We start from the raw sequence: 23,822 nt of genomic DNA, 5'->3' as shown, positions 1-23,822 counted from the left end.
CGGCCGCTCAGTCGCGCCCCTGCCAGGTGCAGAGGCAGACCCGGTTGCCGTCCGCGTCGGCGAGCACCCAGAAGTGCGGCGCCGCCGCGTCGCTGACGAGCGTCCCGCCGGCGGCGAGCGCGGCCTCGATGCGCGGCTTCACCTCCGCCGCGTCCACCCACACGTCGGGGTGCCAGCGCTGGCGGGGCTCGTCGCGGCCGGACTCCTGGAACCACACCGTGGGCAGCGCGCCCGCCGGATCGCGCACCTCGTCATCGCGGTGCTCCATGGCCAGCACCGCCTGCCAGAAGGGCGCCACGGCGGCGAAGTCCGGGCTGTCCAGGGCGAGTTCGAGCCGGGACACGCCGGTGTGGGCCGGCGACAGGCCGGCCTCGGCCGCGAGCGCGGAGATGGCCCGGGCCAGCCGGACGTCCCGGTCGGTGACCCCGCCCGCGTCGTGCGACCGGAGCCGCACGTCGACGTGGGTGTAGCGCAGGTCCAGGTCGGGATGGTGGTCCCGCCGCTCGGCCTCGGCGCCGATGGCGTCCACCAGCGACAGTCCGGCGGCGAAGTCCGGCGTACGGATGCGGGTGTGCAGGGCGCCGAGGAGGAAGGTCCACCCGTCCAGGGCGGCGTCCGCGATCTGCGCTCCGGTCAGCGTGCTCATCCCGCCATGCTGGCGTACCCCGGTGCGCGGGACCAGTGCGGCGGCCGGTTCGCCTCTGGGCAGCGGGGGCGGGCGGTGCCAGACTGGCCGCCATGGAGCAGCATCTCTACGAACCCGTCCACGAAGAGTTCCGGGGCCTGTGCCGTCAGTTCCTCGCCCGGGAGGCCGTGCCGCACCACGAGCGCTGGGAGGCCGACGGAATCGTCGACCGGGAGGTGTGGCGCAGGGCGGGCGCGGCCGGGCTGCTCGGCATGGACGTCGACCCCGAGCACGGCGGCGGCGGGCAGCGGGACTTCCGGTTCAACGCGGTGCTCGACGAGGAGATCATCGCGGCCGGCTGCACCGGGCTGGGCTTCGGGCTACACAACGACGTGGTGGCCCCGTACCTGACCGAGCTGACCACCGACGACCAGCGGAAGCGCTGGCTGCCGGGTTTCTGCTCCGGCGACGTGGTCACGGCCATCGCGATGAGCGAGCCGGGCGCGGGCAGCGACCTGGCCGGCATCCGCACGAGCGCGGTACGCGACGGCGACAGCTGGGTGCTCAACGGGCAGAAGACGTTCATCACCAACGGCGAGCTGGCCGACCTCGTGGTGGTGGTCGCCAAGACCGCCCCCGACCAGGGCGCGCACGGGGTGAGCCTGATCGTGGTGGAGAACGGCACGCCCGGCTTCGCCCGGGGTCGGCGGCTGGCCAAGGTCGGCCTGAAGGCCAACGACACCGCCGAGCTGTTCTTCGACGACTGCCGGGTGCCGGCGGAGAACCTGATCGGCACCGAGAACCACGGCTTCTACCACCTGATGGCCAACCTGCCCCGCGAGCGGCTGAGCATCGCGGTCGCCGCGGTGGCGGCGGCGGAGAAGCTGCTCGCGCTCACCCTCGACTACGCCCGCTCCCGGGAGGCGTTCGGCCGGCCGATCGGGCGCTTCCAGCACAACCGGTTCCTCCTGGCCGAGCTGGACACCGAGGTCACCATCGCGCGGACCTTCGTCAACCACTGCGTGGCCGAGTACAACGCCGGGCGGCTCTCGGTGACCGACGCGGCCAAGGCCAAGTGGTGGACCACCGAGCTGCAGAACAAGGTCGCCGACCGCTGCGTCCAGCTGCACGGCGGCTACGGCTTCATGCTGGAGTACCCGGTGGCGAAGGCCTGGCTGGACAGCCGGGTGCAGACCATCTACGGCGGCACCACCGAGATCATGAAGGAGATCATCGGCCGGGGGCTCGGCCTGTAGCGAAACCGGGTGCCGGCGACCCGGTCGGGTGCGGGAGGATGGGTCACCCCTTACCTCCAGGAGCGTCGCCATGGCCACCGACCTGACCGCGCCGGCCCCGAGCCGGCTCGACGTCGCCCCGATCCAGCGGCGCACCGTCCGGCTGCTCTTCCTCACCCAGATCATCGGCGGCATCGGCGTCACCATCGGCCTCTCGGTCGGCGCGCTGCTCGCCGCCCGGGTCGCCGGCACCGCCCTGGCCGGGCTGGCGCAGAGCGCCGGGGTGGTCGGCGCGGCGCTGCTCGCCGTGCCGGTCACCCGGATCATGACGGCTCGGGGGAGGCGGCCGGGGCTGGTCATGGCGTACCTGGTCGGAGCGGTCGGGGGCGTGCTGGTGGTGGCCGCGACCGTGGCGCAGCAGGTGCCGCTGCTCTTCCTCGGCATGCTGCTCTTCGGCGGCGGGACCGCGGCCAACCTCCAGGCCCGCTACACGGCCGTGGACCTGGCCGAGCCGGCCCGCCGGGGGCGCCAGCTCTCGCTGGTCGTCTGGGCCACCACCATCGGCGCGGTGGCCGCGCCGAACTTCGCCGCGCTCGCCGACGCCACCACCCGCGGCTGGGGCATGCCGGCGCTGGCCGGCCCGTTCGCCTTCAGCGCCGTCGCGTTCGTGCTGGCCGCCGTCGTCCTCGCGGCGTTGCTCCGGCCGGACCCGCTGCTCACCGCGCGCCGGCTGGCGGCGGCCGAGACCCCGGCGGACCCGGCCGCGGCGCCGGGCGGGACCGCCCGGCGCGGCGCGGGCATGGTCGCGGCCTGGCGCACGGTACGCGGCCGGCCTGCCGCCCGCCTCGGCATCGCCGCCGTGGCCATGGGCCATCTGGTGATGGTCGCCGTGATGTCGATGACCCCGGTACGCCTCGGCGAGTCGCACTCCGACGCGGACGTGCTGCGGGTGGTCGGCATCGTGCTCAGCCTGCACATCGCCGGCATGTACGCGCTCTCCCCGCTGGTCGGCTGGCTCACCGACCGGCTGGGCCGGCGTCCGGTGATCCTCGGCGGGGTGGCCCTGCTGCTGGCCGCCTGCGCGGTCGCGGGCACCGCCGGGCACCACACGCCGCTGCTCTCGGTGGGTCTGGCCCTGCTCGGGCTGGGCTGGTCGGGCACCATGGTGGCCGGCTCCACGCTGTTGTCCGAGTCGGTGCCCACCGCCGACCGGCCCGGCGTGCAGGGCCTCTCCGACCTGGTCATGGGGCTGGCCGGGGCGGGCGCGGCGGCGGCGAGCGGGTTTGTCATGCGGGCCGTGGGTTATCCGACCCTGACCCTGCTGGCGGCGATCGCGGTGGTGCCGCTGGTGGCGCTAGCGTTGCGTCCGGCACCCGTCGGGGCGCCGGAGGAACTCGGGCGTCCCGCGGACGAGGTGCCCGGCAAGGAGGAGTGACACGTGCGGCTGACCGACTTCTGGGCGCGGCTGGAGGAGGCGTTCGGGCCGGGCTACGCGGGCAGCATCGCCAGCGACCAGGTGCTGTCCCAGCTCGGCGGGCGGACCATCGAGCAGGCCCTCGCGGCGGGTGAGGAGACGCACGTGGTGTGGCGCGCCGTGGTCGCCGCCTATCCCGACCGGGTACCCGCGCGACTACGCTGAGCAGCCTTTTCGTCGATTCCGCGTGTCGCTTGTCGAGTCGTACACCTGTTCGGCTATTGTCCACAGCGGGGTGCTCGTCCACAGCTCGCGGCCCGTCGGCTGGTTTTCTGTCGGACCCAGCGCCTAGCGTGTCCGCGTGACGCGAAGCTCAGGGAAGACGCCGGCGAAGGCAGGGGTGGCAACGATGGCGGCAGGGCCGGACCGGGAGAAGGCACTCGACCTTGCTCTCGCTCAGATCGACAAGCAGTTCGGCAAGGGTTCGGTGATGCGGCTGGGGGAGCGGCCCGTCGTCCAGACGGCGGTCATCCCGACCAGCTCCATCGCGCTCGACGTGGCGCTCGGCGTGGGCGGCCTGCCCCGCGGCCGGGTCGTCGAGATCTACGGCCCGGAGTCCAGCGGTAAGACCACGGTCGCCCTGCACGCGGTGGCCAACGCGCAGCGGGCCGGCGGCATCGCCGCCTTCATCGACGCCGAGCACGCGCTCGACCCGGAATACGCGAAGGCCCTCGGCGTCGACACCGACGCCCTGCTGGTCTCCCAGCCGGACACCGGCGAGCAGGCGCTGGAGATCGCCGACATGCTGGTCCGCTCCGGCGCGATCGACATCATCGTGATCGACTCGGTCGCCGCCCTGGTGCCGCGCGCCGAGATCGAGGGCGAGATGGGCGACAGCCACGTGGGTCTCCAGGCCCGGCTGATGAGCCAGGCGCTCCGGAAGATCACCGGTGTCCTCAACAACACCGGCACCACGGCGATCTTCATCAACCAGCTCCGCGAGAAGATCGGCGTGATGTTCGGCAGCCCGGAGACCACCACCGGTGGTCGGGCGCTCAAGTTCTACGCCTCGGTCCGGCTCGACGTGCGCCGCATCGAGAGCCTCAAGGACGGCACCGACGTGGTCGGTAACCGCACCCGGGTCAAGGTCGTGAAGAACAAGGTCGCCGCGCCGTTCAAGCAGGCCGAGTTCGACATCATGTACGGCAAGGGCATCTCCCGCGAGGGCTCGCTGATCGACGTCGGCGTGGAGCAGGCGATCATCCGCAAGTCCGGCGCCTGGTACACCTACGACGGTGACCAGCTCGGCCAGGGCAAGGAGAAGGCCCGTGAGTTCCTTCGGGAGAACCCGGACGTGGCGGCCGAGATCGAGAAGAAGATCCTGGAGAAGCTCGGCGTCGGCACCGGCGCGGGCGACGCCGCCGGCGGGCCGGACCTGCCGCCGGTCGACTTCTGATCCGCTGACCCGTGGCAGGACGACGCGCCCGTACGGGGCGGGGCTGGGACGCCAGCCCGCCCCGCACGGGTGACGCCACCACTCCACCCCGGCCCCGTCGTGGCCGTCGCGGCCGGGCCGAGGAACCCGATGCCGAGACGACGCCCGCGCCGCCCCGCGACGAGGCCGAGGTGGCCCGGGAGATCTGCCTGCGGCAGCTCGCGGTCCGGCCGCGTACCCGTGCCGAGTTGGCCGGCGCCCTGGCGAAGCGGGGCATCTCCGAGGAGGTCGCCGACCAGGTTCTCGACCGCTACGACGAGGTCGGCATCGTGGACGACGCCGCGTTCGCCCGGGCCTGGGTGAGCAGCCGGCACAACGGCCGTGGGCTGGCCCGCCGGGCGCTCGCCAACGAGTTGCGCCAGCGCGGCGTCGACGGCGAGGTCGCCAGCGAGGCCCTCGACGAGTTGGACGAGGAGACCGAGGCGGAGACCGCCCGGGCCCTGGTGGAGCGGAAGCTGCGCGCGACCCGGGGCGAGCCCGACGCGGTGTTCCGTCGCCTGGTCGGCATGCTGGCCCGCAAGGGCTACCCGGCCGGCGTGGCCATCCGGGCCGTCAAGGACGCGCTGGCCGCGCAGAGCGCCGAGGCGGCCGAGTTCGCCGAGCACATCGACGCAGACGCCCTCGCCGACGCCGAGCACGACCTCGACCCCGCCTCCCGCCCCCTCGACTGACCCCGGCCGGCCGCGTCGGCGAGCGTCGGGGATGACGCGACGTCAGGATCGACTCCCGGGGAGGTGTGCGGCCGTGTTGAAGGCTTGTCTGAACGGCGGACGGCGGCGGGCGGAGCATCCAGCCGTGCCGGTGACACCGGGGGAGCTGGCGGCCGAGGCGATCCGGTGTGCGGCGGCCGGGGTGGCGGCGGTGCACGTGCACCCGCGCGACGCCGGCGGCGGCGAGTCACTCGACCCGGGCGTGATCGCCGCAGCGGTGACCGCGATCCGCACCGCCCGGCCCGGGCTGCCCGTCGGGGTGAGCACCGGCGCCTGGATCGCCCCCGAGCCCGCCGACCGGGTCGCCGCCGTACGCGCCTGGACGGTCCTGCCCGACTTCGCCTCGGTCAACGCCCACGAACCCGGTGCGGCGGCCGTCGCGGCCGCCCTGCACGAGCGGGGCGTCATGGTCGAGGCCGGCCTCTGGACGGTGGCGGCGGTCGACGCCTGGCGCCGCTGGCCGGCACCGACCGGGCGGATCCTCGTCGAGTGCCTGGCCGAACCGGTCGACGCGGCCCTCGCCGACGCCGCCGCCATCCTCGCTGCCCTGCCCGCCGACCGCCCGCCGGTGCTGCTGCACGGCGAGGGCCCGGCAACCTGGCCGGTGCTCGTGGAGGCGGTACGCCGCGGCCTGGACACCCGGATCGGCCTGGAGGACACCCTGGCGCTGCCGGACGGCACTGTCGCCCCGGACAACCTGGCGCTGGTGACGGCGGCCCGCGCCCTCGGCGCGCACTGATCCGGCCACCGCGCCTGCTGGAAGCGATCGTGCGCGACCGTGCTGACTCCGTGCCACCGTCTGCCGGCTCGGCGCTGTGCTCGCCCAGGTCCGCGCCTTCTCCCGCCGCCGGTGCACAGCACCGGGGAGATCTTGGTACGAAGCGGCCCCCAGAGGGGCCATTTCGCACCAAGATCTTTAAGCGGAGGGGTGGCGACGCGAGATCTTGGAGACTTTCCGTTCGGAAAGCCTCCAAGATCCGTCGGCCACCGTCCGAACGGAGCTACCGCCACCTCCGCGGGACCCCCGACGGGGCGGTGAAACGCGAATCACTCTTGCGGAAAGTTGTGGGCTTGGCGGAGCCGACGACGAGTAACCCCGGGCCCCGGCCCGAAGCGGTCGCGTTGTGGCTCTGAGCAGGTCGGGAACGCGACCAAGGCGGCCGTGACGGGTGAGTTTTGTCCGGTCGTGTCCGGCATCTGGACAGCGCTGCGTGACGCCCCAACTTCTCTCCGTCCGGGTGGTTTGATCATGAGTCCTTGACCGAACGGCCCCTCGCGACCTAGCCTCGCCATACAGGCTCACTTTGCCCGACCAGCGCAGGCTAAGCGCACAACATAGATCGCGTAACAGAACAGCATCACTTTGGCCAGCTACACCGGCCTTTGACGGCAAGCTCCGGGACGGTGCGCCCGGAGCCGACCCGACAACTGCAACCGGCCGCCGGCGATGTCCCCCGAGGGGCACCGCCGACGGAAAGCTACCCACAGCCAGCCGCTCCGGTCGGGCGTCCAGAGCTGCAGGTGCGTGCCGTCCGCACGCCGCCTGCGGTGCCGACGTTCAGGGGAGGCGGCCATGGCGGGGCGGCAGAGGTTCACCGGCGGTCTTCCACGCGCTGCCGGCCGCTCCTCGCCCGACGACTACCCTCGGCCGGCAGCGGCGTGCCGTCGAAGGTGATGGTGCCCGAGTTGATCGGCTCCAGCCGGTTGATCGTGCGGCAGAGCGTCGACTTGCCGGAGCCGGACGGGCCGATGACCACGACCACCTCGCCCCTGCCGACGGAGAGCGAGACGTCGTCCAGCACGTGCAGCGGGCCGAACCACTTGTTCACCCCGTCCAGCACGATCAGCGGTTCGCCCGTCGTCACGTCGTTCACCGTCCCTGTCGTCCGTACCGAAAGCGGGGTCGCGAGACCCCTGGTTGGGCCACTGTAGGCGGCGTCATGTGGCGGAACGCAACTCGAATGGTCACGGAGCGGTAACACCGGTCACCGCCGTGCCCGTGAGTCCGAATTCCGTCACGGAACGGGGCGTCCGAGTGGCGGCCACGACGGTTCACGGAGATCATGTGGGGATGACCGAAGCGCTCCGGCTGACCGATTACGCCCGCGGCGGCGGCTGCGCCTGCAAGATCCCGCCGGGCGAGCTGGAGACGATGGTCGCCGGGCTCGCCCCGGCCGTCGGCGCCGCCGACCTGCTGGTCGGTCTGGAGCACGGCGACGACGCCGCGGTGGTCCGGCTGGACGAGCGCACCGGCCTGGTGAGCACCGCCGACTTCTTCACCCCGGTGGTCGACGACGCCTACGACTGGGGGCGGATCGCCGCCGCCAACGCGCTCTCCGACGTGTACGCCATGGGCGGCACCCCGCTCGTCGCGCTCAACCTGCTCTGCTGGCCCCGCGACGTGCTCCCGCTGGAACTGGCCCGCGAGGTGCTGCGCGGCGGTCAGGACGTGGCCCGGGAGGCCGGCTGCCACCTGGCCGGCGGGCACAGCGTCGACGACGACGGGCCGAAGTACGGCCTGGCCGTCACCGGCGTGGTCCATCCCGAGGAGCTGATCACCCTGGACGCCGGCCGGGCCGGCCTGCCGCTGTCGTTGACCAAGCCGCTCGGCGTCGGGGTGCTGAACACCCGGCACAAGCGGACCGGGGAGCGGTTCCCGGAGGCGGTCGCCTCGATGGCCCGGCTCAACCGGGACGCGGCCCGGGCGGCGGTCGCGGCCGGGATCCGCTGCGGCACCGACGTGACCGGCTTCGGGTTGCTCGGGCACGCCTCGAAGCTGGCCCGGGCCAGCCGGCTCACCGTGGCGATCGACGCGGCCGCGGTGCCCTACCTGCCGGCCGCGCGGGAGGCGCTGCGCGACGGCTACGTCAGCGGCGGCACCCGGCGCAACCTGGACTGGGTGACCCCGTGGACCGACTTCGGCGGGGTCGACGAGGGGGAGCGGCTGCTGCTGGCCGACGCGCAGACCTCGGGCGGCCTGCTGGTCGCGGGCGAGGTGCCGGGCGGCACGGTGATCGGTGAGCTGCTGCCGGCGAGCGAGCACCTGATCCGGGTCCGCTGAAAGGCCGCGCCGGCATTCGCGAATCCGGCACCATACTCCCGTGGTCCACGTCGCGCCGGCGGCACCATACCCGATAAACTGTCATCTTCCCGCTACTCTGGGCAACGTCGCCCCGGGAAATTTTGCCCGGAATGGTCACAGACCGGTAACTTGCGCCCGGCTGAGGTCATATGCACCCCACCATCGTCAGTAAGGCCCGATCCGGAGGCCGGTGGAACGAGCGCAGCGAGGAGGCGGCATGACCGAGCTGTGGAACTGGAGAATCGACGGCGCGGCGCCCGTGGAGGTCTACCCGGCGCTGGCCGAGGCGCTCGGCCGGGTGGTGATGCCCCTCGCCGTCGCCGACCCGGTCCGACTGCCCGCGTACGCGGTGGTGTGCGACGTGTGGGAGGCGCCCGGGGCGTACGGGACCGTGGTCGACTGTTACGGGGTGCCCGAGCGGCTGCCGGAACTGCCCAGCATCGCCGCGCTGGCCCGGCTGCTCGACCGCAACTGCCTGATGCGGGACGACACGCTCGACGCCGGGCGGCACCTGCTGGTCGCCCCGGACGGCACGATCCGCCCGGTGCACTTCGACGTGGTCGAGACCGACGACGGCGAGGTCCTCAGCGGCCAGCGGCTCTGCACCGTGGCGGACCCCCGCTGCCGGGGCTGGTCGCAGTGCCACCGCTCCCGGTGGGCTCCCGACTCGGTCGCCCCGGCCCTCGCCGCCGCCTGACCGGGCGGCGGGGGCAGCCCCGGCACAGCGCTCCACACTTGCCCGCCGCCTGACCAGGCGGCGAGGGCGGCCCGAGACCCGGCCGGCTCAGCCCTGGGTCGCCGGCTGCTGGCCCCGGACCACGAGCTGGTCCAGGAGCGTGGCGGTGGCTGCCGCCACGGCGTCGACCGCCGAGTCGAACGCGGCGGCGTTGTGCGCCGCGGGGGCGCGGAACCCGGAGATCTTCCGGACGTACTGGAGCGCGGCCGCCCGGATGTCCTCCTCGGTCACCACCGGGACGTACGGCTCACGCAGGGTCTTGATGCTCCGGCACACGGCTCCTCCTCGTTCGGTCCGACCAGCTCCGCCCGGATACGCTGTCCGGGTCATGACTACCGCAGCCGCGGGCAGCCCGCGCACCTACCAGGTGCGCACGTACGGCTGCCAGATGAACGTGCACGACTCCGAGCGCATTTCCGGCCTGCTCGAACAGGCCGGTTACGTGCGCGCCGCCGAGGCCGACGAGCAGCCCGACGTGGTGGTGTTCAACACCTGCGCCGTCCGGGAGAACGCCGACAACCGGCTCTACGGCAACCTGGGCCATCTGCGCCCCGTGAAGGACAAGCACCCGGGGATGCAGATCGCCGTCGGCGGCTGCCTGGCCCAGAAGGACCGCGGCGACATCGTCCGCAAGGCCCCCTGGGTGGACGTGGTCTTCGGCACGCACAACATCGGCTCGCTGCCGGTGCTGCTGGAGCGGGCCCGGCACAACGCCGCCGCCGAGGTGGAGATCCTCGAATCCCTCGACGTCTTCCCGTCCACGCTGCCGACCCGGCGCGAGTCGACGTACGCCGGCTGGGTGTCGATCTCGGTGGGCTGCAACAACACCTGCACGTTCTGCATCGTTCCCTCCCTGCGCGGCAAGGAGAAGGACCGTCGCCCCGGCGACATCCTCTCCGAGGTGCGCGCCCTGGTCGACGAGGGCGTGCTGGAGGTGACCCTGCTCGGGCAGAACGTCAACTCCTACGGGGTGGAGTTCGGTGACCGGTACGCCTTCGGCAAGCTGCTGCGCGCCTGCGGTGACATCGAGGGGCTGGAGCGGGTCCGGTTCACCAGCCCGCACCCCAAGGACTTCACCGACGACGTGATCGCCGCGATGGCCGAGACGCCCAACGTCTGCCACTCGCTGCACATGCCGCTCCAGTCCGGCTCGGACGACGTGCTGCGGGCCATGCGCCGGTCGTACCGCTCGGAGCGCTACCTGGGGATCATCGAGAAGGTCCGGGCCGCGATGCCCGACGCGGCGATCACCACCGACATCATCGTCGGCTTCCCCGGCGAGACCGACGCCGACTTCGAGAAGACCCTCGACGTGGTCCGCGAGGCCCGCTTCTCGTCCGCGTTCACCTTCCAGTACTCCAAGCGCCCCGGCACCCCGGCCGCGACCATGGACGGCCAGCTGCCCAAGCAGGTCGTGCAGGAGCGGTACGAGCGGCTGATCGCCACGGTCGAGGAGATCACCTGGGCGGAGAACCGGAAGCTGGTCGGGGAGACCGTCGAGGTGCTGGTGGCGGTCGGCGAGGGGCGCAAGGACGAGCGCACCGGCCGGCTGTCCGGCCGCGCCCGGGACGGGCGGCTCGTGCACTTCGACGCCGGCTCGCTCGCCGGGCAGGTCCGGCCCGGCGACATCGTGCACACCACGGTCACCTACGCCGCCCCGCACCACCTCAACGCCGACGGGGAGCCGCTGTCGCACCGGCGTACCCGGGCCGGTGACGCGGCCGAGGCGGGGCGCGCCCCGCGTACCCCCGGGGTGCTGCTCGGGCTGCCGACGATCGGCGCGCCGGCCGCGGTGCCCGCCCCCACCGGCGGCTGCGCCGCGCACTGACCGACCGCCGACGGCCGGGACCGCCCCGTGGCGGCCCCGGCCGTCGCGTCTTCAGCAGGCGGTGCCGTTGAGCTTCACGGCGCCCGGTGCGGCGGCCGTGCCGTTGGCGGTGAAGCCGACGGTCACCGAGGCGCCCGGCGCCAGCGACGACGCCCAGGCCGGTGCGGCCGCCGTGACCGTGGTGCCGGACTGGGTGACGGTGGCGTTCCAGCCGCTGGCCAGCGTCACCCCGGACGGCCAGGTCCAGGTGGCCGACCACGGGTTGAGCGCGCCGGTGCCGGTGTTCTTCACGGTCAACTCGCCCTGGAAGCCGCCCTGCCACGCGTTGACCTGCTTGTAGGTGGCCGTGCAGCCGCCGGTCGGAGCGGGCGTGGTCGGCACCGGCGTGGTGGGCGCCGGGCTGGTGGTGCCGCCACCCGCCGGCGGGATCAGGTAGGGCTGGAGGATGTCCTGCTTGGCCTGGTTGATGGTGGTCCAGTCGTCGTTGGCGATGCCGCCGGTGTCACCCGAGTTCGGGTTCCACGACCAGTAGGTGAAGGACATGCCGGTCACCCCGGCCCCGGTGTAGGCCATCAGGTTCTGCAACCAGACCTTGTCCTTCGGGTCCTGGAGCGTGCTGCCGAACTCGCCCATCATGATCGGCGCGATGTTCTGCTTGTAGAGGTAGCCCCAGTACCTGTCCCAGATGCCCGGCATGTTCGCCGGGTACGTCGGGTCGTCGAACCAGGTCTGCCGGTAGACCGAGGTGGCGTACTCGTGCGGGGAGTAGACCAGCCGGTCGGCCACGTTCAGCCGGACCGGGAACTGCCCGGCCTTCGACAGGTTGCCGCCCCACCAGCCGCAGTCCTCGTCGTTGCTCGGGTCGTTGTCCCAGACGTTGGACAGGCCGCCGCTCGGGCAGCTCACCCCCTCCACGAAGACCAGCCAGTTCGGCTGCACCCCGAGAATCGCGTTGCCGGCCCGTTCGGCGGCCAGCCGCCAGTCCCGGGCAGTGTCGCCGCAGCCCCAGCAGGCGCCCGTGGCCGCCGGGTTGGTGCCCTCGGCGTGCGGCTCGTTGTGCAGGTCCGCGCCGATCACCGTGGGGTTGTTCGCGTACCGCTGGGCGAGCATCTTCCAGTCGGCGATCCAGGTCGCCTCGGAGACCGTCGAGGTGTACCAGAGCGGCGACTGCCCGGCCGAGGTGGGCCGGTGCCGGTCCAGGATCACCCGCATCCCCTTGCCGCCCGCGTAGTCGATCACCTTGTCGAGGATCTGCAACGGGGAGAGCCCGACCAGGTCCGGGTTGACGAAGTCGTTGATGCCGGTGGCCGTGGCGCCCGGCTTCAACGCGTCGTTCGAGTAGGGGATGCGCAGCGTGTTGTAGCCCAGCCGGGCCATGGTGTCGAGCTGGCCGCGCCACGGGTTGCTCGACCACAGACCGTGGAAGGTCTTGTTGTCGGTCTCCATGCCGAACCAGTTGATGCCGGTGAGCCGGACCGTGGCCCCCGTGCTGTCGACGATCTTGTTGCCGCTGGTGTGCAGGTAGCCGGTGCCGGTGCCGCCGGTGGCGGCGGCGGCCGGGGTGGTGCTGACGGCGGCGGCGACGAGGACGCCGGCCGCGGCGGTGGCGAGCGCCGCGAGGGCGCCGCCGAGGGCGGTGGGTCGGTGCATGGCGAGCTCCACTTCGGATGCCCGCGCCGCGCAGGCGCCGCGGGCGGAAAGACCAAGGGAGACGGCCCGCTCGTCATCGAGTACGCGGACAGCGCGCGCCGGGCCGTGTCACGTGGACGGCCACCCGCGGGGGAAGCACCGGCGATCGTCGACGGCGGGATCGGCCGTCGTGCCCTCGTGCCGGTGCTGGAACCTGGCTCCGCCGCCCATTCTGATCAGTGCGGCTCGATGCCGTCAAACGACGATCCACCGATCACGGTGGCGCCCGGTCCCGTGGTGGGGGCCGCGGGCTTCCGGCGAAGCTCGGCTCAGCCGACCTTGCTCGGCCAGCTGGAGGAACTGCCAATTCCGCTCCCGGCCGTCCTGCCTGGACACCCGTTCACCTTTTGCGTCTTCGGTCACGGCTGTCGAGCGGCGATCCCGCTTCCGGCCAACGATGGGGCGGCAGCCGCAGGAGTGCCGGGAACGGGGGGACGACGATGCGTGTGACAGCCGGGTGCAGGGACCACCGACGAACACTGGCGGCATTCGTGCTGCTCGCCCTCGTGGCGGCGCTGGCGCCGGCCGCGCCGGCCCGGGCGCTCGGGCTGTCCGCGCCGAAGACCGTCACCGCGACGGCGCTCTCCCATGGGCAGATCCGGCTCACCTGGACGGCGGGCACCGGCGCCAGCGGCTATCGCGTGCTGCGGTCCGCCAGCAGCGGCGGGCCCTACCAGCAGGTCGCGTCCACCGCCCAGCGGGAGTGGACCGACGCGGGCCTCACCGCGGCCAGCCGCTACTGGTACGTGGTGGTGAGCACCAGCGGCGACCTGACCTCCCGGCCGTCCCGCGAGGTCAGCGCGGTGACCTGGATCAGCCCGCCGCGGGGCGTCCGGGCCACCGGCGCCACCGACCGGATCACGCTGTCCTGGGAACCGAGCCCGGGCGCGACCGGCTACACGGTGCTGCGCTGGAACAACGGCAGCTACGAGAGTCGGGGCGACACCACGGGCACCAGCTTCGTCGACACCGCGGTGACCACCGGCCCCGAGTACCTCTACCGGGTCCGGGCCGTCTCGGCCGCGTCGAGCAACGAGTCCGCCGAGGTCTGGGCCCGCGTCGGCGCGCCGAGCAGCATCACCCTGACCGTCTCCCCGGCGCGCACCGAGGCAGGGCAGGGCGCGCTGCTGACCGCGAAGGTCGTCGCCGCCGATCCGGACACCCCGACGTTCCTCGGCGGCGTGCGCTTCTACGCGGACGGCCAGGCGCTCCCGGGCGCCTGGCTCGACTCCTCCGGCCGCGCCGAGATCGTCACGAGCCTGCCGGTCGGCGCCCACACCCTGCACGCCCAGTTCGCCGGCAGCCAGACACCGGCCGTCGGCGCCAGTGCCTCGGCCGCCGTCACGCACACCGTCGTGCCCGCGTACGGCCAGGTGAACTATGGCTCCTACCGCAGCTACGGCTTCGGCACGGTGGTCCCGTCGAGCGTGGCCGTGGCGGACGTGACCGGCGACGGCCGGGGCGACCTGCTGATGGGCACCTACACGTACGCGGAGCTGCCGGAGGACAACTGCAAGCTCCTCGTACTCGCCCAGCGGCCCGACGGCACCCTCGCCCCGCCACAGGTCCTCGCCACGCACGGCTACCCGAACGGGACCGTCGTCCTCGCCACCGGCGATGTGGACGCCGACGGCGACACCGACGTCGCGGCGATCGCCGACTCCGGGGTGGACGTGTTCCTGCAACAGGCCGGCGGCCTGGCCGCACCGGTCCTGCTGCCGTTGGCGACCCGTCCCACCGACCTGCGGCTGGCCGATCTGAACGCCGACGGCCGGGCCGACCTGGTCGTCGCCGAGCAGGACCGGCTGACCGTGCACCGCAGCGTGGACGGCCGGACCTTCGCCCCGCCGGTCCTCGTCGACGACGGCTACGACCGGGGCCTGGTGGACACCGCCGACCTCGACGGCGACGGCCGCCGCGACATCGTCCAGTTGACCCACACCACGGCGACGGTGGAGGTCTTCACCCAGACCGTCGAGGGGGGCTTCGCCCGCGCCGGCGCGTACCCGGTGCCCGACGGGACCGCCCGGGGCGTCGGGTCGATGGCGGCCGGCGACCTGACCGGGGACGGGCGGGCGGACGTCGCGGTGACGGCGGGCGGCAACAAGCCCGCCTCCCGGCTCCTGGTGTTCCCGCAGACCGGCGCCGGCGCCCTCGGCGCCCCGGTCGCCTACCCGCACTACGACATCCCCCAGCCGGTGGTGCTGGCCGACGTGAACGGCGACGCCCTGCTCGACGCGGTGACCGCGCACGGTGGCTGGCAGGCGGCGGGGGTCTCGTTGCAGCGCCCCGACGGCCAGCTCGGCCGCGAGCGCTTGTTTGGTCTGCCCTACGCCAGCAGCTACCCCGGCCGGGGCCTCGCCGTCGGCGACCTCACCGGCGACGGCCGGCCGGACCTGGTCCTCGCCGACTACAACAGCGGGGTCGTGGTGCTGCCGCAGGTCTGAACACCGGGCGGACACGCGGAAGCCCCCGGTCCCGAGGCGGGACCGGGGGCTCCCGGGTGAAGCTGAAGCTCAGCCGGCCTGCTCGGCCAGCTGGAGGAACTGCCGCTTCGACGCGAGCGCCTGCTCGGCCTCCTTGATCCGGCGGGCGTCGCCGGCCGCCTGCGCCCGGGCCAGCCGGTCCTCGGCCTCGGCGACCTGGGCCCGCATCTGGGCCAGCAGCGGGTTGTCCTCCTTGGAGGTGCGCCGCCACGCCGAGTCCATGACCTCGCGGACCTTGTCGTCCACGACGCGCAGCCGGCGCTCCAGCCCGGCGGCCGCCTCACGGGGCACCCGGCCGGCCTCGTGCCACTGCGCCTGGATCTCCCGCAGCTTCGCCTGGGCGCCCTTCGGGTCGCCGTCGACGTCGAGCGCCTCGGCCTCGGCGAGCAGGGCCTGCTTGCGCTCCAGGTTGGCGCGCTGCTCGTTGTCGCGCGCCGAGAAGACCTCGCTGCGCCGGGTGAAGAACTCGTCCTGCGCGGCCCGGAATCGCTCCCAGAGCTTCTGCTCGGCCTCCTTGGAGGCGCGCGGCGCGGCCTTCCACTGGGCCATGAGGTCCTTGAGCTGGTTGGCGGTGACGCCCCAGTCGGTCGACTCCTTGAGCTTCTCGGCCTCGGCGACCAGTTCCTCCTTGATCCCCTGCGCCTGCTTGCGCTGCTGGTCGAGGGAGGCGAAGTGGGCGCCCCGGCGCCGGGTGAAGCCGTCCCGCGCGGCGGCGAACCGCTTCCACAGCTCACCGTCGGCCTTCTTGTCGACCCCGCGGATGGTCTTCCACTCGTCGAGGATCTCCTTGAGCCGGTCGCCGGCGGTCTTCCAGCCGGTCGACTCGGCGGCCAGCTTCTCCGCCTCCTCGACCAGGGCGGTCTTGCGGGCGAGGGCCTCGCCGCGGGCGGCGTCCCGGGCGGCCCGGGCCTCGCCGGCCTTCTCCTCGGCCACCGCGGCCAGCTTGTCCAGGCGTGCGGCCAGGGCGTCGATGTCCCCGACGACGTGCGCCTCGGCCAGCGAGGCGCGGATCCGCCGGATCGTGGTCAGCGAGTGGCCGGCGTCCGCCGCGCCGGAGTTGAGCCGGGCCTCGGTCAGGTCCACCTCCGTCACCAGGTCGGCGAAGCGCCGGGCGAAATGGGCGAGCCCTTCCTCCGGTGCCCCCGCCTGCCAGGATCCGACCACCCGCTCGCCCTCGGCGGTCTTGACGTAGACGGTGCCGTCCTCGTCCACCCGTCCGAAGGCAGTCCAGTCGCTCATGTGCCCATCCTCGTTCTCCCGGCGTCGACGGGACACCTCCCGCGATCGCCGCCACGGCGCAGCAAAGTTTCTCCCGGCATTGTCACAGGTCCGACCCGGTCCGTGTCGAGCGCCTGTCGTCGACCGTGACCATACGGTGTCGTAGCGCCTCGATGACCGGATCGGCGCGGGGACGCACCGAGGGATACGGATAGGTTGGTGCCGTGCCTCTGGTCGCCGCCGCCGTCTGCCCCCACCCGCCCCTGATCGTGCCCGAGCTGGCCGGCGCCGCCGCGCCCGAGCTGGACGACCTCCGCGCCGCCGCCGACGCGGCCGTGGCCCGGCTGCTGGCCGCCGATCCCGAGGCGATCCTGCTCGTCGGCGCCGGGCCGGAGAACAGGACTTTTCATGCGGCCGACTCCGGCTCGCTACGCGGCTACGGACTCGACCGGCCGGTGCGGTTGTGGAAGACCGCCTGCTCCGGAGCCGAGGTGCTGCCGCTCAGCCTGACCATCGGCGCCTGGCTGCTGAACCGGTCCGGGACCGAGCTGCCCCGGCTGGCCCGGGCGGTCGCCGGCGACGCCTCCCCGGCCGAGTGCGCCGCCCTCGGCGCGGACCTGGCCGCGGAGACGGACGGGCGGATCGCGCTGCTGGTGCTCGGGGACGGGTCGGCCTGCCGCGGCGTCAAGGCGCCCGGCTACGACGACCCGCGCGCGCCCGCGTACGACGAGGGGGTGGCCGCGGCCCTGGCCGGCGCGGACGCCGAGGCCCTGCTCGGCCTGGACCCGGGGCTGTCGGCGGAGCTGAAGGCCGCCGGGCGGGCGCCGTGGCAGGTGCTGGCCGGCGCGGCCCGGGCGGCCGGCGGCGACTGGCGCGGCGACGTCAGCTACCACCAGGCCCCCTACGGCGTTGCCTACTTCGTGGCGAACTGGGAGAAGGTGTGACGGGGACCGTGGTGGCCGTGGTCGGGCCGACCGCGGCGGGCAAGTCGGCGCTGAGCATCGCCCTGGCGCACGCCCTCGACGGCGAGGTGGTCAACGCCGACTCCATGCAGCTCTACCGGGGCATGGACATCGGCACCGCCAAGCTGACCCCGGCCGAGCGGGAGGGCGTGCCGCACCACCTGCTCGACATCTGGCCGGTGACCGAGCCGGCCAGCGTCGCCGAATACCAGAAGCTGGCCCGCGCCGCGGTCGACGACATCCTGGCCCGGGGGAGGGTGCCGCTGCTGGTCGGCGGCTCCGGGCTCTACGTGCGGGCCGTGCTGGAGCAGTTCGAGTTCCCCGGCACCGACCCGGCGGTGCGGGAGCGGCTGGAGGCGGAGCTGGCCGCGGTCGGCCCGGCGCCGCTGCACGCCCGGCTGGCCGAGGCCGACCCGGTGGCCGCCGCGGGCATCCTGCCGAGCAACGGCCGGCGCATCGTCCGGGCCCTGGAGGTCGTCGAGCTGACCGGCGCGCCGTTCACCGCGTCGCTGCCCGCCCCGACGCCGTACTACCCGTCGGTGCAGCTCGGCGTCGACCTGGACACCGCGCTGCTGGACGAGCGGATCGCGCTGCGGGTGGACCGGATGTGGGCTGACGGCCTGGTCGCCGAGACGCAGACCCTGGTCGGCGCGGGCCTGCCCGAGGGGCGAACGGCCAGCCGGGCGCTCGGCTACCAGCAGGTGCTGCGCTTCCTGGCCGGGGAGCTGACCGAGACCGAGGCGTACGAGGAGACCATCCGGGCCACCCGGCGCTTCGTCCGCCGGCAGCGCTCCTGGTTCCGCCGCGACCCGCGGGTCCACTGGCTGGACTCGGCCTCGCCCGCGTTTCTCGACACTGCCCTGCGGGTGGTCGCCGAGCATCGGGAATGATGGAGGCGTGGAGTTCACCAAGGGCCACGGCACCGGCAACGACTTCGTCATCCTGCCCGACCCGGACGGGGCGCTCGACCTGACGCCCGGCCTGGTCGCCGCGCTCTGCGACCGGCGGCGCGGCCTCGGCGGCGACGGCGTGCTGCGCGTGGTCCGCGCCGCCAAGCACCCCGAGGGCGTCGCGCTGGCCGGCGAGGCCGAGTGGTTCATGGACTACTGGAACTCCGACGGCTCGTTCGCCGAGATGTGCGGCAACGGCGCCCGCGTCTTCGTCCGCTACCTGCTGGAGACCGGGCTGGCCACCCCGTCCGGCCCGGCGCTGCCGGTGGCCACCCGCGCCGGCCTGGTCCGCGCCCGGGTCGAGGGGAGCGAGGTCGCCGTCGAGATGCGCCGCCCCCGGCTGCACGACACGGCGACCGCCACCGTGGGCGGGCTCACCCTGACCGGCGCGGCCGTGGACGTGGGCAACCCACACCTGGTCTGCGCCCTGCCCGCCAGCCTGGACCTGGGCGTCCTGGACCTCACCCGGGCGCCCGACGTCGACCCGTCCCTCTTCCCGTCCGGGGTGAACGTCGAGTTCACCACTCCGGGCGAGCCCGTCGAGGGCACCGACGCCCACGTGCTCATGCGGGTCTACGAGCGGGGCTCGGCCGAGACGCTCTCCTGCGGCACCGGCGCCTGCGCGGTGGCCGCCGTGGCGCTGCGCGACGCCGGCCGGGAGACCGGCGCGGTGACCGTCGACGTCCCCGGCGGCCGCCTCACGGTCACGGTCACCGACGACGCCTGCTGGCTCGCCGGCCCAGCCGTCCTGGTCGCCACCGGCGAGATCAACCCGGCGGCGCTCCCGGCGTGAGCGCCCTCACCGAGTTGACCAAGAAGTTCGCAGGCCCGCCCGAGACGCAAACCACCCGGAAGGCGTCCGTCAGACGCCGGGCGCTGCGGTGATCATGAGGTTAGCCCGTTGGTTTGTCCCGGTTCGGGGCGGCCAAGTTCATGATCAACGCGTCAGGGCCCGGAAGCCGGTCAGGGGGTGGCGCTGGCGTTGGCGGCGATCTCGGGGAGGTCGGCCGGGCCGGGGTCGGCGGCCGGCGGCGGGGTCGTTGACGGGTTCTGGGCGGCGGCGCGCACCGCGGCGGCCACCGCGGGGGCGACCCGCGAGTCGAAGACGCTGGGCACGATCACCGTCGGGTTGATCTTTTCTTCGCCGACCACGTCCGCGATGGCCCGGGCCGCCGCGATCGCCATCTCCTCGGTGAACTCCTCGGCGTGCGCGTCGAGCATGCCGCGGAAGACGCCCGGGAAGGCGAGCACGTTGTTGATCTGGTTCGGCTGGTCGGACCGGCCGGTGGCGACCACGGCGGCGTGCTTGCGGGCCTCCCGCGGGTCCACCTCCGGGTCGGGGTTGGCCAGCGCGAAGACGATCGCGTCCTTGGCCATGGTGGCGATGTCGTCGCCGGTGAGCAGGTTGGGCGCGCTCACCCCGATGAAGACGTCGGCGCCGCGTACCGCGCCGGGCAGGTCGCCGGAGTAGTTCTCCTTGTTGGTGTGCTCGGCCAGCCACTGCCAGGCCGGGTTGAGGTCGGGCAGCCCGCGGTGCAGGGCGCCCTGCCGGTCGTACGCGATGATGTCGCCCACGCCCTGCCGCAGCAGCAGCTTCATGATCGCGGTGCCGGCCGCGCCGGCGCCGGAGACCACGACGCGGACGTCCGAGAGGTGCTTGCCCACGACGCGCAGCGCGTTGGTCAGCGCGGCCAGCACGCAGATCGCGGTGCCGTGCTGGTCGTCGTGGAAGACCGGGATGTCCAGCGCCTCGCGCAGCCGGGCCTCGATCTCGAAGCAGCGCGGCGCGGCGATGTCCTCCAGGTTGATGCCCCCGTACGCGGGCGCGATCGCCTTGACGATCTGCACGATCTCGTCGGTGTCCTGGGTGTCCAGCACCACCGGCCAGGCGTCCACCCCGCCGAAGCGCTTGAACAGGGCCGCCTTGCCCTCCATCACCGGGAGCGACGCGGCCGGCCCGAGGTTGCCCAGGCCGAGCACGGCCGAGCCGTCGCTGACCACGGCGACGGTGTTGCGCTTGATGGTGAGCCGGCGGGCGTCGGCCGGGTTCTCGGCGATCGCCTGGCAGACCCGGGCCACCCCAGGGGTGTACGCGCGGGACAGCTCGTCGCGGGTGCGCAGCGCGACCTTCGAGCTGACCTCGATCTTGCCGCCGAGGTGCAGCAGGAACGTCCGGTCGGAGACCTTCCGGACGTCCACCCCGTCGAGGGCGGTCAGCGCGTCGACCACCTGGTCGGCGTGGCTCGCGTCGGCGGTGTCGCAGGTGAGGTCGACGATCACGTGGGCCGGGTCGGAGTCGACCACGTCCAGCGCGGTGACGATGGCGCCGGCCTCGCCCGCCGCGGTGGTCAGCCGCCCGATGGAGGAGGCGTCCGCGGGCACCGCGATCCGGATCGTGATCGAGAATCCGGCACTCGGCAGTCGGGTGTTGGCCACGTAGAACTCCTCCGTCGGCGCTGAGCGGCTCGCCTGGCATTTCTACTCGCCCGCCCAGGTCGGCCGGCATCCGACCCCGCTACCGGTTAGTAGCGCCACGGGCATATAGCAGGTGCGTCGTGCGTTGGGACATGTCAGGATGCTCATGCGAACGGGAAATGCCCCGACAAAAGACATAACGGACAGGAGTCGCGGTTTGCGAGAGCAGGAGACCTTCCTTCCCTACGAGGACGACGAGCTCGACGCCACCACCGGTGAGTACGAGCTGTCGGAGCGGCAGGCGCTGCGGCGGGTCCCCGGCCTCTCCACCGAACTCACGGACATCACCGAGGTCGAATACCGCCAGCTCCGGCTGGAGCGGGTCGTCCTCGTGGGCGTCTGGACCGAGGGGACCCAGGACGACGCCGACAACAGCCTCACCGAGCTGGCGGCGCTGGCCGAGACGGCCGGCTCGCAGGTGCTCGAGGGGCTGATCCAGCGGCGCAACCGGCCCGACCCGGCCACGTACATCGGTCGGGGCAAGGTCGACGACCTGGGCGCGGTGGTGCTCGCCACCGGCGCCGACACGGTCATCTGCGACGGTGAGCTGTCCCCGTCGCAGCTGCGCAACCTGGAGCAGCGCACCAAGGTCAAGGTGGTCGACCGGACCGCCCTGATCCTCGACATCTTCGCCCAGCACGCCAAGAGCCGCGAGGGCAAGGCGCAGGTCGAGCTGGCCCAGCTCGAATACCTGCTGCCGCGACTGCGCGGTTGGGGTGAGACCCTCTCCCGGCAGACCGGTGGTAGCGGCCGCGGCGGTGGCGCCGGCGGCGGCGTGGGCCTGCGCGGTCCCGGTGAGACCAAGCTCGAGACCGACCGGCGCCGGATCCGGCACCGGATCGCGCGGCTGCGCCGCGAGATCAAGAGCATGACGACGGTACGCCAGACCAAGCGTGCCCGCCGCTCCCGCAACGCGGTGCCCGCGGTGGCCATCGCCGGCTACACCAACGCCGGCAAGTCCAGCCTGCTCAACCGCCTCACCGGGGCGGGCGTGCTGGTGGAGAACGCGCTGTTCGCCACCCTGGACCCGACCACCCGCCGGGCCACGACCACCGACGGTCGGCTCTACACCCTCTCCGACACGGTCGGGTTCGTCCGGCACCTGCCGCACCAGATCGTCGAGGCGTTCCGCTCGACGCTCGAGGAGGTCGCCGACGCCGACCTGGTGGTGCACGTGGTCGACGGCACCCACCCGGACCCGGAGGAGCAGGTCCGGGCGGTCCGCGAGGTGCTCGCCGAGGTGGGCGCCGACCGGCTGCCCGAGCTGCTCGTGGTCAACAAGATCGACGCCACCGACGAGGAGACGCTGCTGCGGCTCAAGCGGCTCTGGCCGGAGGCGGTCCTCGTCTCCGCGCACAGCGGGCGCGGGATCGACGGGCTGCGGGAGGCGATCGAGCAGCGGCTGCCGCGGCCGGCCGTCGAGGTCCGGGCGGTGCTCCCGTACGACCGGGGTGACCTGGTGGCCCGGGTGCACCGGCAGGGCGAGGTGCTCAGCACCGCGCACCTGCCCGAGGGCACCCTGCTGCACGTCCGGGTGGGCCAGGCACTCGCCGCCGAGCTCGCGCCCTACCGGGCGGGGGACCGGCTCACCAGCGAGGAACGGGTGGGCGCCGGGCGGTGAGCCGTCCGGCGTCACCCGCCCGAAACCTGGGTCGTGCGACACTTGGCGCCATGCGGCACGCTGTCTCCTCGGTCACGATCGCGCTGAGCCTCGTCGGCGCGGTCGTGGCGCCGGCCGGGCTCGCCCTGGCGGCTCCCGCCGCGGCCCCCGTGCTGGCCGCGGCTCCCAAGAAGAAGTGCACCGTCGAGGACAATCGCCTCCGGGAGCTGTCCGGCCTGGTGGCCACCAGCACCGGCTATGTCGTGATCAACGACGGCACCAATGACCCGAGCCGCAAGCGCGTCTTCTACCTCGACGCCAAGTGCGAGATCTCGAAGGACCCGGTCCGCTACTCGGGTGACGGACCCCTCGACACCGAGGACCTGGCCGTCTCGCCGGACAAGAGGACCCTCTTCATCGCCGACACCGGCGACAACGTCGAGAGCAAGACCCGGCGCGAGCGGGTGGCGGTCTGGACCATGCCGCTGAGCGGGTCGAAGCAGCCGGTGCTGCACCGGCTGGCCTACCCCGGCAAGGAGCCGCACGACGCCGAGGCGCTGCTCGTCGGCGACGACAACCTGCCGCTGGTCATCACCAAGGACCTGTCCGGCAAGTCGGAGATCTTCACGCCGACGGCCAAGCTGAAGAGCAGCGCTGACCTCGAGGCCATCCCGATGAAGAAGGTCGGCGAGGTCACCCTGCCCAAGACCAACACCGAGAACAAGCTGGGCGCGCCCGGCCGGCTGCTGGTCACCGGCGCGGCCCGCTCGCCCGACGGCAGCAAGGTGGTGCTGCGCACCTACGGCGACGCCTTCGAGTTCGACGTGACCGGCGGCAACATCGTCGCCGCGCTGACCACCGGCAAGCCCCGGGTCACCCCCCTGGCGGACCCGTTCGGCGAGGCCATCGCCTACACGCCGGACGGCAAGTCCTTCGTCACCGTCTCCGACGGTGGTCTGCTGGACGCCGCGGACCCGATCGACATCCTCAGCTACACCCCGGCCACCACCGGGGTCGAGGCGCTGCCCAACGCCGGCAACGATGTCACCAAACCGGCCGCGGAGAAGTCCTGGATCGAGGGGCTCACCCTCGACGAGATCACGTACCTGATCGCGGCGGTCGGCGTGCTCGGCGCGCTCATGGTCGGCGCGGGCATCTTCGGCATTCTCAAGGCCCGGCGCAAGCCGGCGCCGCCCGCCGGGCCGACCGACGGGCGCGGCGATGACGAGTTCCCGGTCAACCCCGGCTTTCCGCCGCCGGCCGACCGACGGGCGCGGCGATTACGAGTTCCCGTACAACCCCGGCTTTCCGCCGCGC

At 73.3% G+C, this 23,822-nt stretch carries 21 protein-coding genes; 15 read left to right on the top strand and 6 right to left on the bottom strand.

The window, feature by feature from the left end; translation table 11 throughout:
• Nucleotides 1-7: 7 nt before the first annotated feature.
• Entirely contained in the window at nucleotides 8-646 is a 639-nt protein-coding gene (locus ABZV78_RS21600; RefSeq protein ID WP_355641119.1) for a 4a-hydroxytetrahydrobiopterin dehydratase, read from the bottom strand.
• A gap of 92 nt (nucleotides 647-738) precedes the next feature.
• Here ABZV78_RS21600 and ABZV78_RS21595 point away from each other — a divergent pair, with 92 nt between their 5' ends.
• From ABZV78_RS21595 to ABZV78_RS21570, 6 genes are all read left to right on the top strand, one after another.
• A complete protein-coding gene (locus tag ABZV78_RS21595; RefSeq protein WP_355641117.1) occupies nucleotides 739-1,881 on the top strand; it encodes an acyl-CoA dehydrogenase family protein in 1,143 nt (380 codons plus the stop codon).
• A gap of 70 nt (nucleotides 1,882-1,951) precedes the next feature.
• On the top strand, nucleotides 1,952-3,295 hold the full coding sequence (locus tag ABZV78_RS21590; protein ID WP_355641115.1) for an MFS transporter: 1,344 nt from the start codon (nucleotides 1,952-1,954) through the stop codon (nucleotides 3,293-3,295).
• A 3-nt stretch (nucleotides 3,296-3,298) separates the two neighbouring features.
• A complete protein-coding gene (locus tag ABZV78_RS21585) occupies nucleotides 3,299-3,499 on the top strand; it encodes a DUF3046 domain-containing protein (protein WP_355641113.1) in 201 nt (66 codons plus the stop codon).
• 184 nt (nucleotides 3,500-3,683) lie between these two features.
• Nucleotides 3,684-4,730, top strand: coding sequence for a recombinase RecA (recA, locus tag ABZV78_RS21580; protein WP_091311980.1), 1,047 nt, complete (start codon nucleotides 3,684-3,686; stop codon nucleotides 4,728-4,730).
• Between the two features lie 11 nt (nucleotides 4,731-4,741).
• Nucleotides 4,742-5,440, top strand: coding sequence for a regulatory protein RecX (locus ABZV78_RS21575; protein WP_355641111.1), 699 nt, complete (start codon nucleotides 4,742-4,744; stop codon nucleotides 5,438-5,440).
• Nucleotides 5,441-5,471: 31 nt separating this feature from the next.
• Complete coding sequence (locus tag ABZV78_RS21570; protein ID WP_355641109.1) at nucleotides 5,472-6,218, top strand: 3-keto-5-aminohexanoate cleavage protein; 747 nt, start codon at nucleotides 5,472-5,474, stop codon at nucleotides 6,216-6,218.
• An 853-nt stretch (nucleotides 6,219-7,071) separates the two neighbouring features.
• On the opposite strand, the gene ABZV78_RS21565 is transcribed toward ABZV78_RS21570, so the two are convergent.
• Nucleotides 7,072-7,353 (bottom strand): ATP-binding cassette domain-containing protein, encoded by a 282-nt coding sequence (locus ABZV78_RS21565; RefSeq protein ID WP_355641107.1) that lies wholly within the window; start codon nucleotides 7,351-7,353, stop codon nucleotides 7,072-7,074.
• A gap of 197 nt (nucleotides 7,354-7,550) precedes the next feature.
• On the opposite strand from ABZV78_RS21565, the gene selD reads away from it, so the two are divergent.
• Both selD and ABZV78_RS21555 read left to right on the top strand, forming a co-directional pair.
• Complete coding sequence (selD, locus tag ABZV78_RS21560; RefSeq protein WP_355641106.1) at nucleotides 7,551-8,540, top strand: selenide, water dikinase SelD; 990 nt, start codon at nucleotides 7,551-7,553, stop codon at nucleotides 8,538-8,540.
• Nucleotides 8,541-8,778: 238 nt separating this feature from the next.
• On the top strand, nucleotides 8,779-9,258 hold the full coding sequence (locus ABZV78_RS21555) for a hypothetical protein (RefSeq protein ID WP_355641104.1): 480 nt from the start codon (nucleotides 8,779-8,781) through the stop codon (nucleotides 9,256-9,258).
• Between the two features lie 87 nt (nucleotides 9,259-9,345).
• Here the strand turns inward: ABZV78_RS21555 and ABZV78_RS21550 are convergent, their stop codons facing one another.
• A complete protein-coding gene (locus ABZV78_RS21550) occupies nucleotides 9,346-9,573 on the bottom strand; it encodes a DUF2277 family protein (protein ID WP_355641103.1) in 228 nt (75 codons plus the stop codon).
• A 52-nt stretch (nucleotides 9,574-9,625) separates the two neighbouring features.
• Here ABZV78_RS21550 and miaB point away from each other — a divergent pair, with 52 nt between their 5' ends.
• On the top strand, nucleotides 9,626-11,125 hold the full coding sequence (gene miaB / locus ABZV78_RS21545) for a tRNA (N6-isopentenyl adenosine(37)-C2)-methylthiotransferase MiaB (protein ID WP_355641101.1): 1,500 nt from the start codon (nucleotides 9,626-9,628) through the stop codon (nucleotides 11,123-11,125).
• Between the two features lie 51 nt (nucleotides 11,126-11,176).
• Here miaB and ABZV78_RS21540 read toward each other — a convergent pair whose 3' ends face one another.
• The gene (locus tag ABZV78_RS21540) at nucleotides 11,177-12,775 is read right to left on the bottom strand and encodes a cellulase family glycosylhydrolase (RefSeq protein WP_355641099.1); all 1,599 of its coding nucleotides are present in this window, start codon (nucleotides 12,773-12,775) and stop codon (nucleotides 11,177-11,179) included.
• Nucleotides 12,776-13,305: 530 nt separating this feature from the next.
• On the opposite strand from ABZV78_RS21540, the gene ABZV78_RS21535 reads away from it, so the two are divergent.
• Nucleotides 13,306-15,261 (top strand): FG-GAP-like repeat-containing protein, encoded by a 1,956-nt coding sequence (locus ABZV78_RS21535; RefSeq protein ID WP_355641097.1) that lies wholly within the window; start codon nucleotides 13,306-13,308, stop codon nucleotides 15,259-15,261.
• Nucleotides 15,262-15,330: 69 nt separating this feature from the next.
• Here the strand turns inward: ABZV78_RS21535 and ABZV78_RS21530 are convergent, their stop codons facing one another.
• The gene (locus tag ABZV78_RS21530) at nucleotides 15,331-16,539 is read right to left on the bottom strand and encodes a DUF349 domain-containing protein (RefSeq protein ID WP_355641095.1); all 1,209 of its coding nucleotides are present in this window, start codon (nucleotides 16,537-16,539) and stop codon (nucleotides 15,331-15,333) included.
• 203 nt (nucleotides 16,540-16,742) lie between these two features.
• Here ABZV78_RS21530 and ABZV78_RS21525 point away from each other — a divergent pair, with 203 nt between their 5' ends.
• Genes ABZV78_RS21525 through dapF form a run of 3 tightly spaced genes read left to right on the top strand, consistent with a single transcriptional unit; the run spans nucleotide 16,743 to nucleotide 19,223 of the window.
• Nucleotides 16,743-17,462, top strand: a complete 720-nt coding sequence (locus ABZV78_RS21525; protein WP_355641093.1) for a hypothetical protein — start codon at nucleotides 16,743-16,745, stop codon at nucleotides 17,460-17,462.
• The gene (gene miaA / locus ABZV78_RS21520) at nucleotides 17,345-18,370 is read left to right on the top strand and encodes a tRNA (adenosine(37)-N6)-dimethylallyltransferase MiaA (RefSeq protein ID WP_355641092.1); all 1,026 of its coding nucleotides are present in this window, start codon (nucleotides 17,345-17,347) and stop codon (nucleotides 18,368-18,370) included. The genes ABZV78_RS21525 and miaA overlap by 118 nt, the downstream gene beginning before the upstream one ends.
• 7 nt (nucleotides 18,371-18,377) lie before the next feature.
• Entirely contained in the window at nucleotides 18,378-19,223 is an 846-nt protein-coding gene (gene dapF, locus ABZV78_RS21515) for a diaminopimelate epimerase (RefSeq protein WP_355641090.1), read from the top strand.
• Nucleotides 19,224-19,393: 170 nt separating this feature from the next.
• On the opposite strand, the gene ABZV78_RS21510 is transcribed toward dapF, so the two are convergent.
• A complete protein-coding gene (locus tag ABZV78_RS21510) occupies nucleotides 19,394-20,866 on the bottom strand; it encodes an NAD-dependent malic enzyme (RefSeq protein ID WP_355641088.1) in 1,473 nt (490 codons plus the stop codon).
• A 139-nt stretch (nucleotides 20,867-21,005) separates the two neighbouring features.
• On the opposite strand from ABZV78_RS21510, the gene hflX reads away from it, so the two are divergent.
• Together hflX and ABZV78_RS21500 are read left to right on the top strand one after the other, a co-directional pair.
• Entirely contained in the window at nucleotides 21,006-22,526 is a 1,521-nt protein-coding gene (hflX, locus tag ABZV78_RS21505; RefSeq protein WP_355641086.1) for a GTPase HflX, read from the top strand.
• A gap of 50 nt (nucleotides 22,527-22,576) precedes the next feature.
• Nucleotides 22,577-23,822 (top strand): hypothetical protein (locus ABZV78_RS21500; RefSeq protein WP_355641084.1); only part of this gene is annotated, 1,246 nt, incomplete at its 3' end.

The sequence above is a fragment of the Micromonospora sp. NPDC004540 genome (assembly GCF_040610095.1).
Lineage (GTDB): Bacteria > Actinomycetota > Actinomycetes > Mycobacteriales > Micromonosporaceae > Micromonospora.
This window is presented reverse-complemented; position numbering and strand designations above follow the sequence as displayed.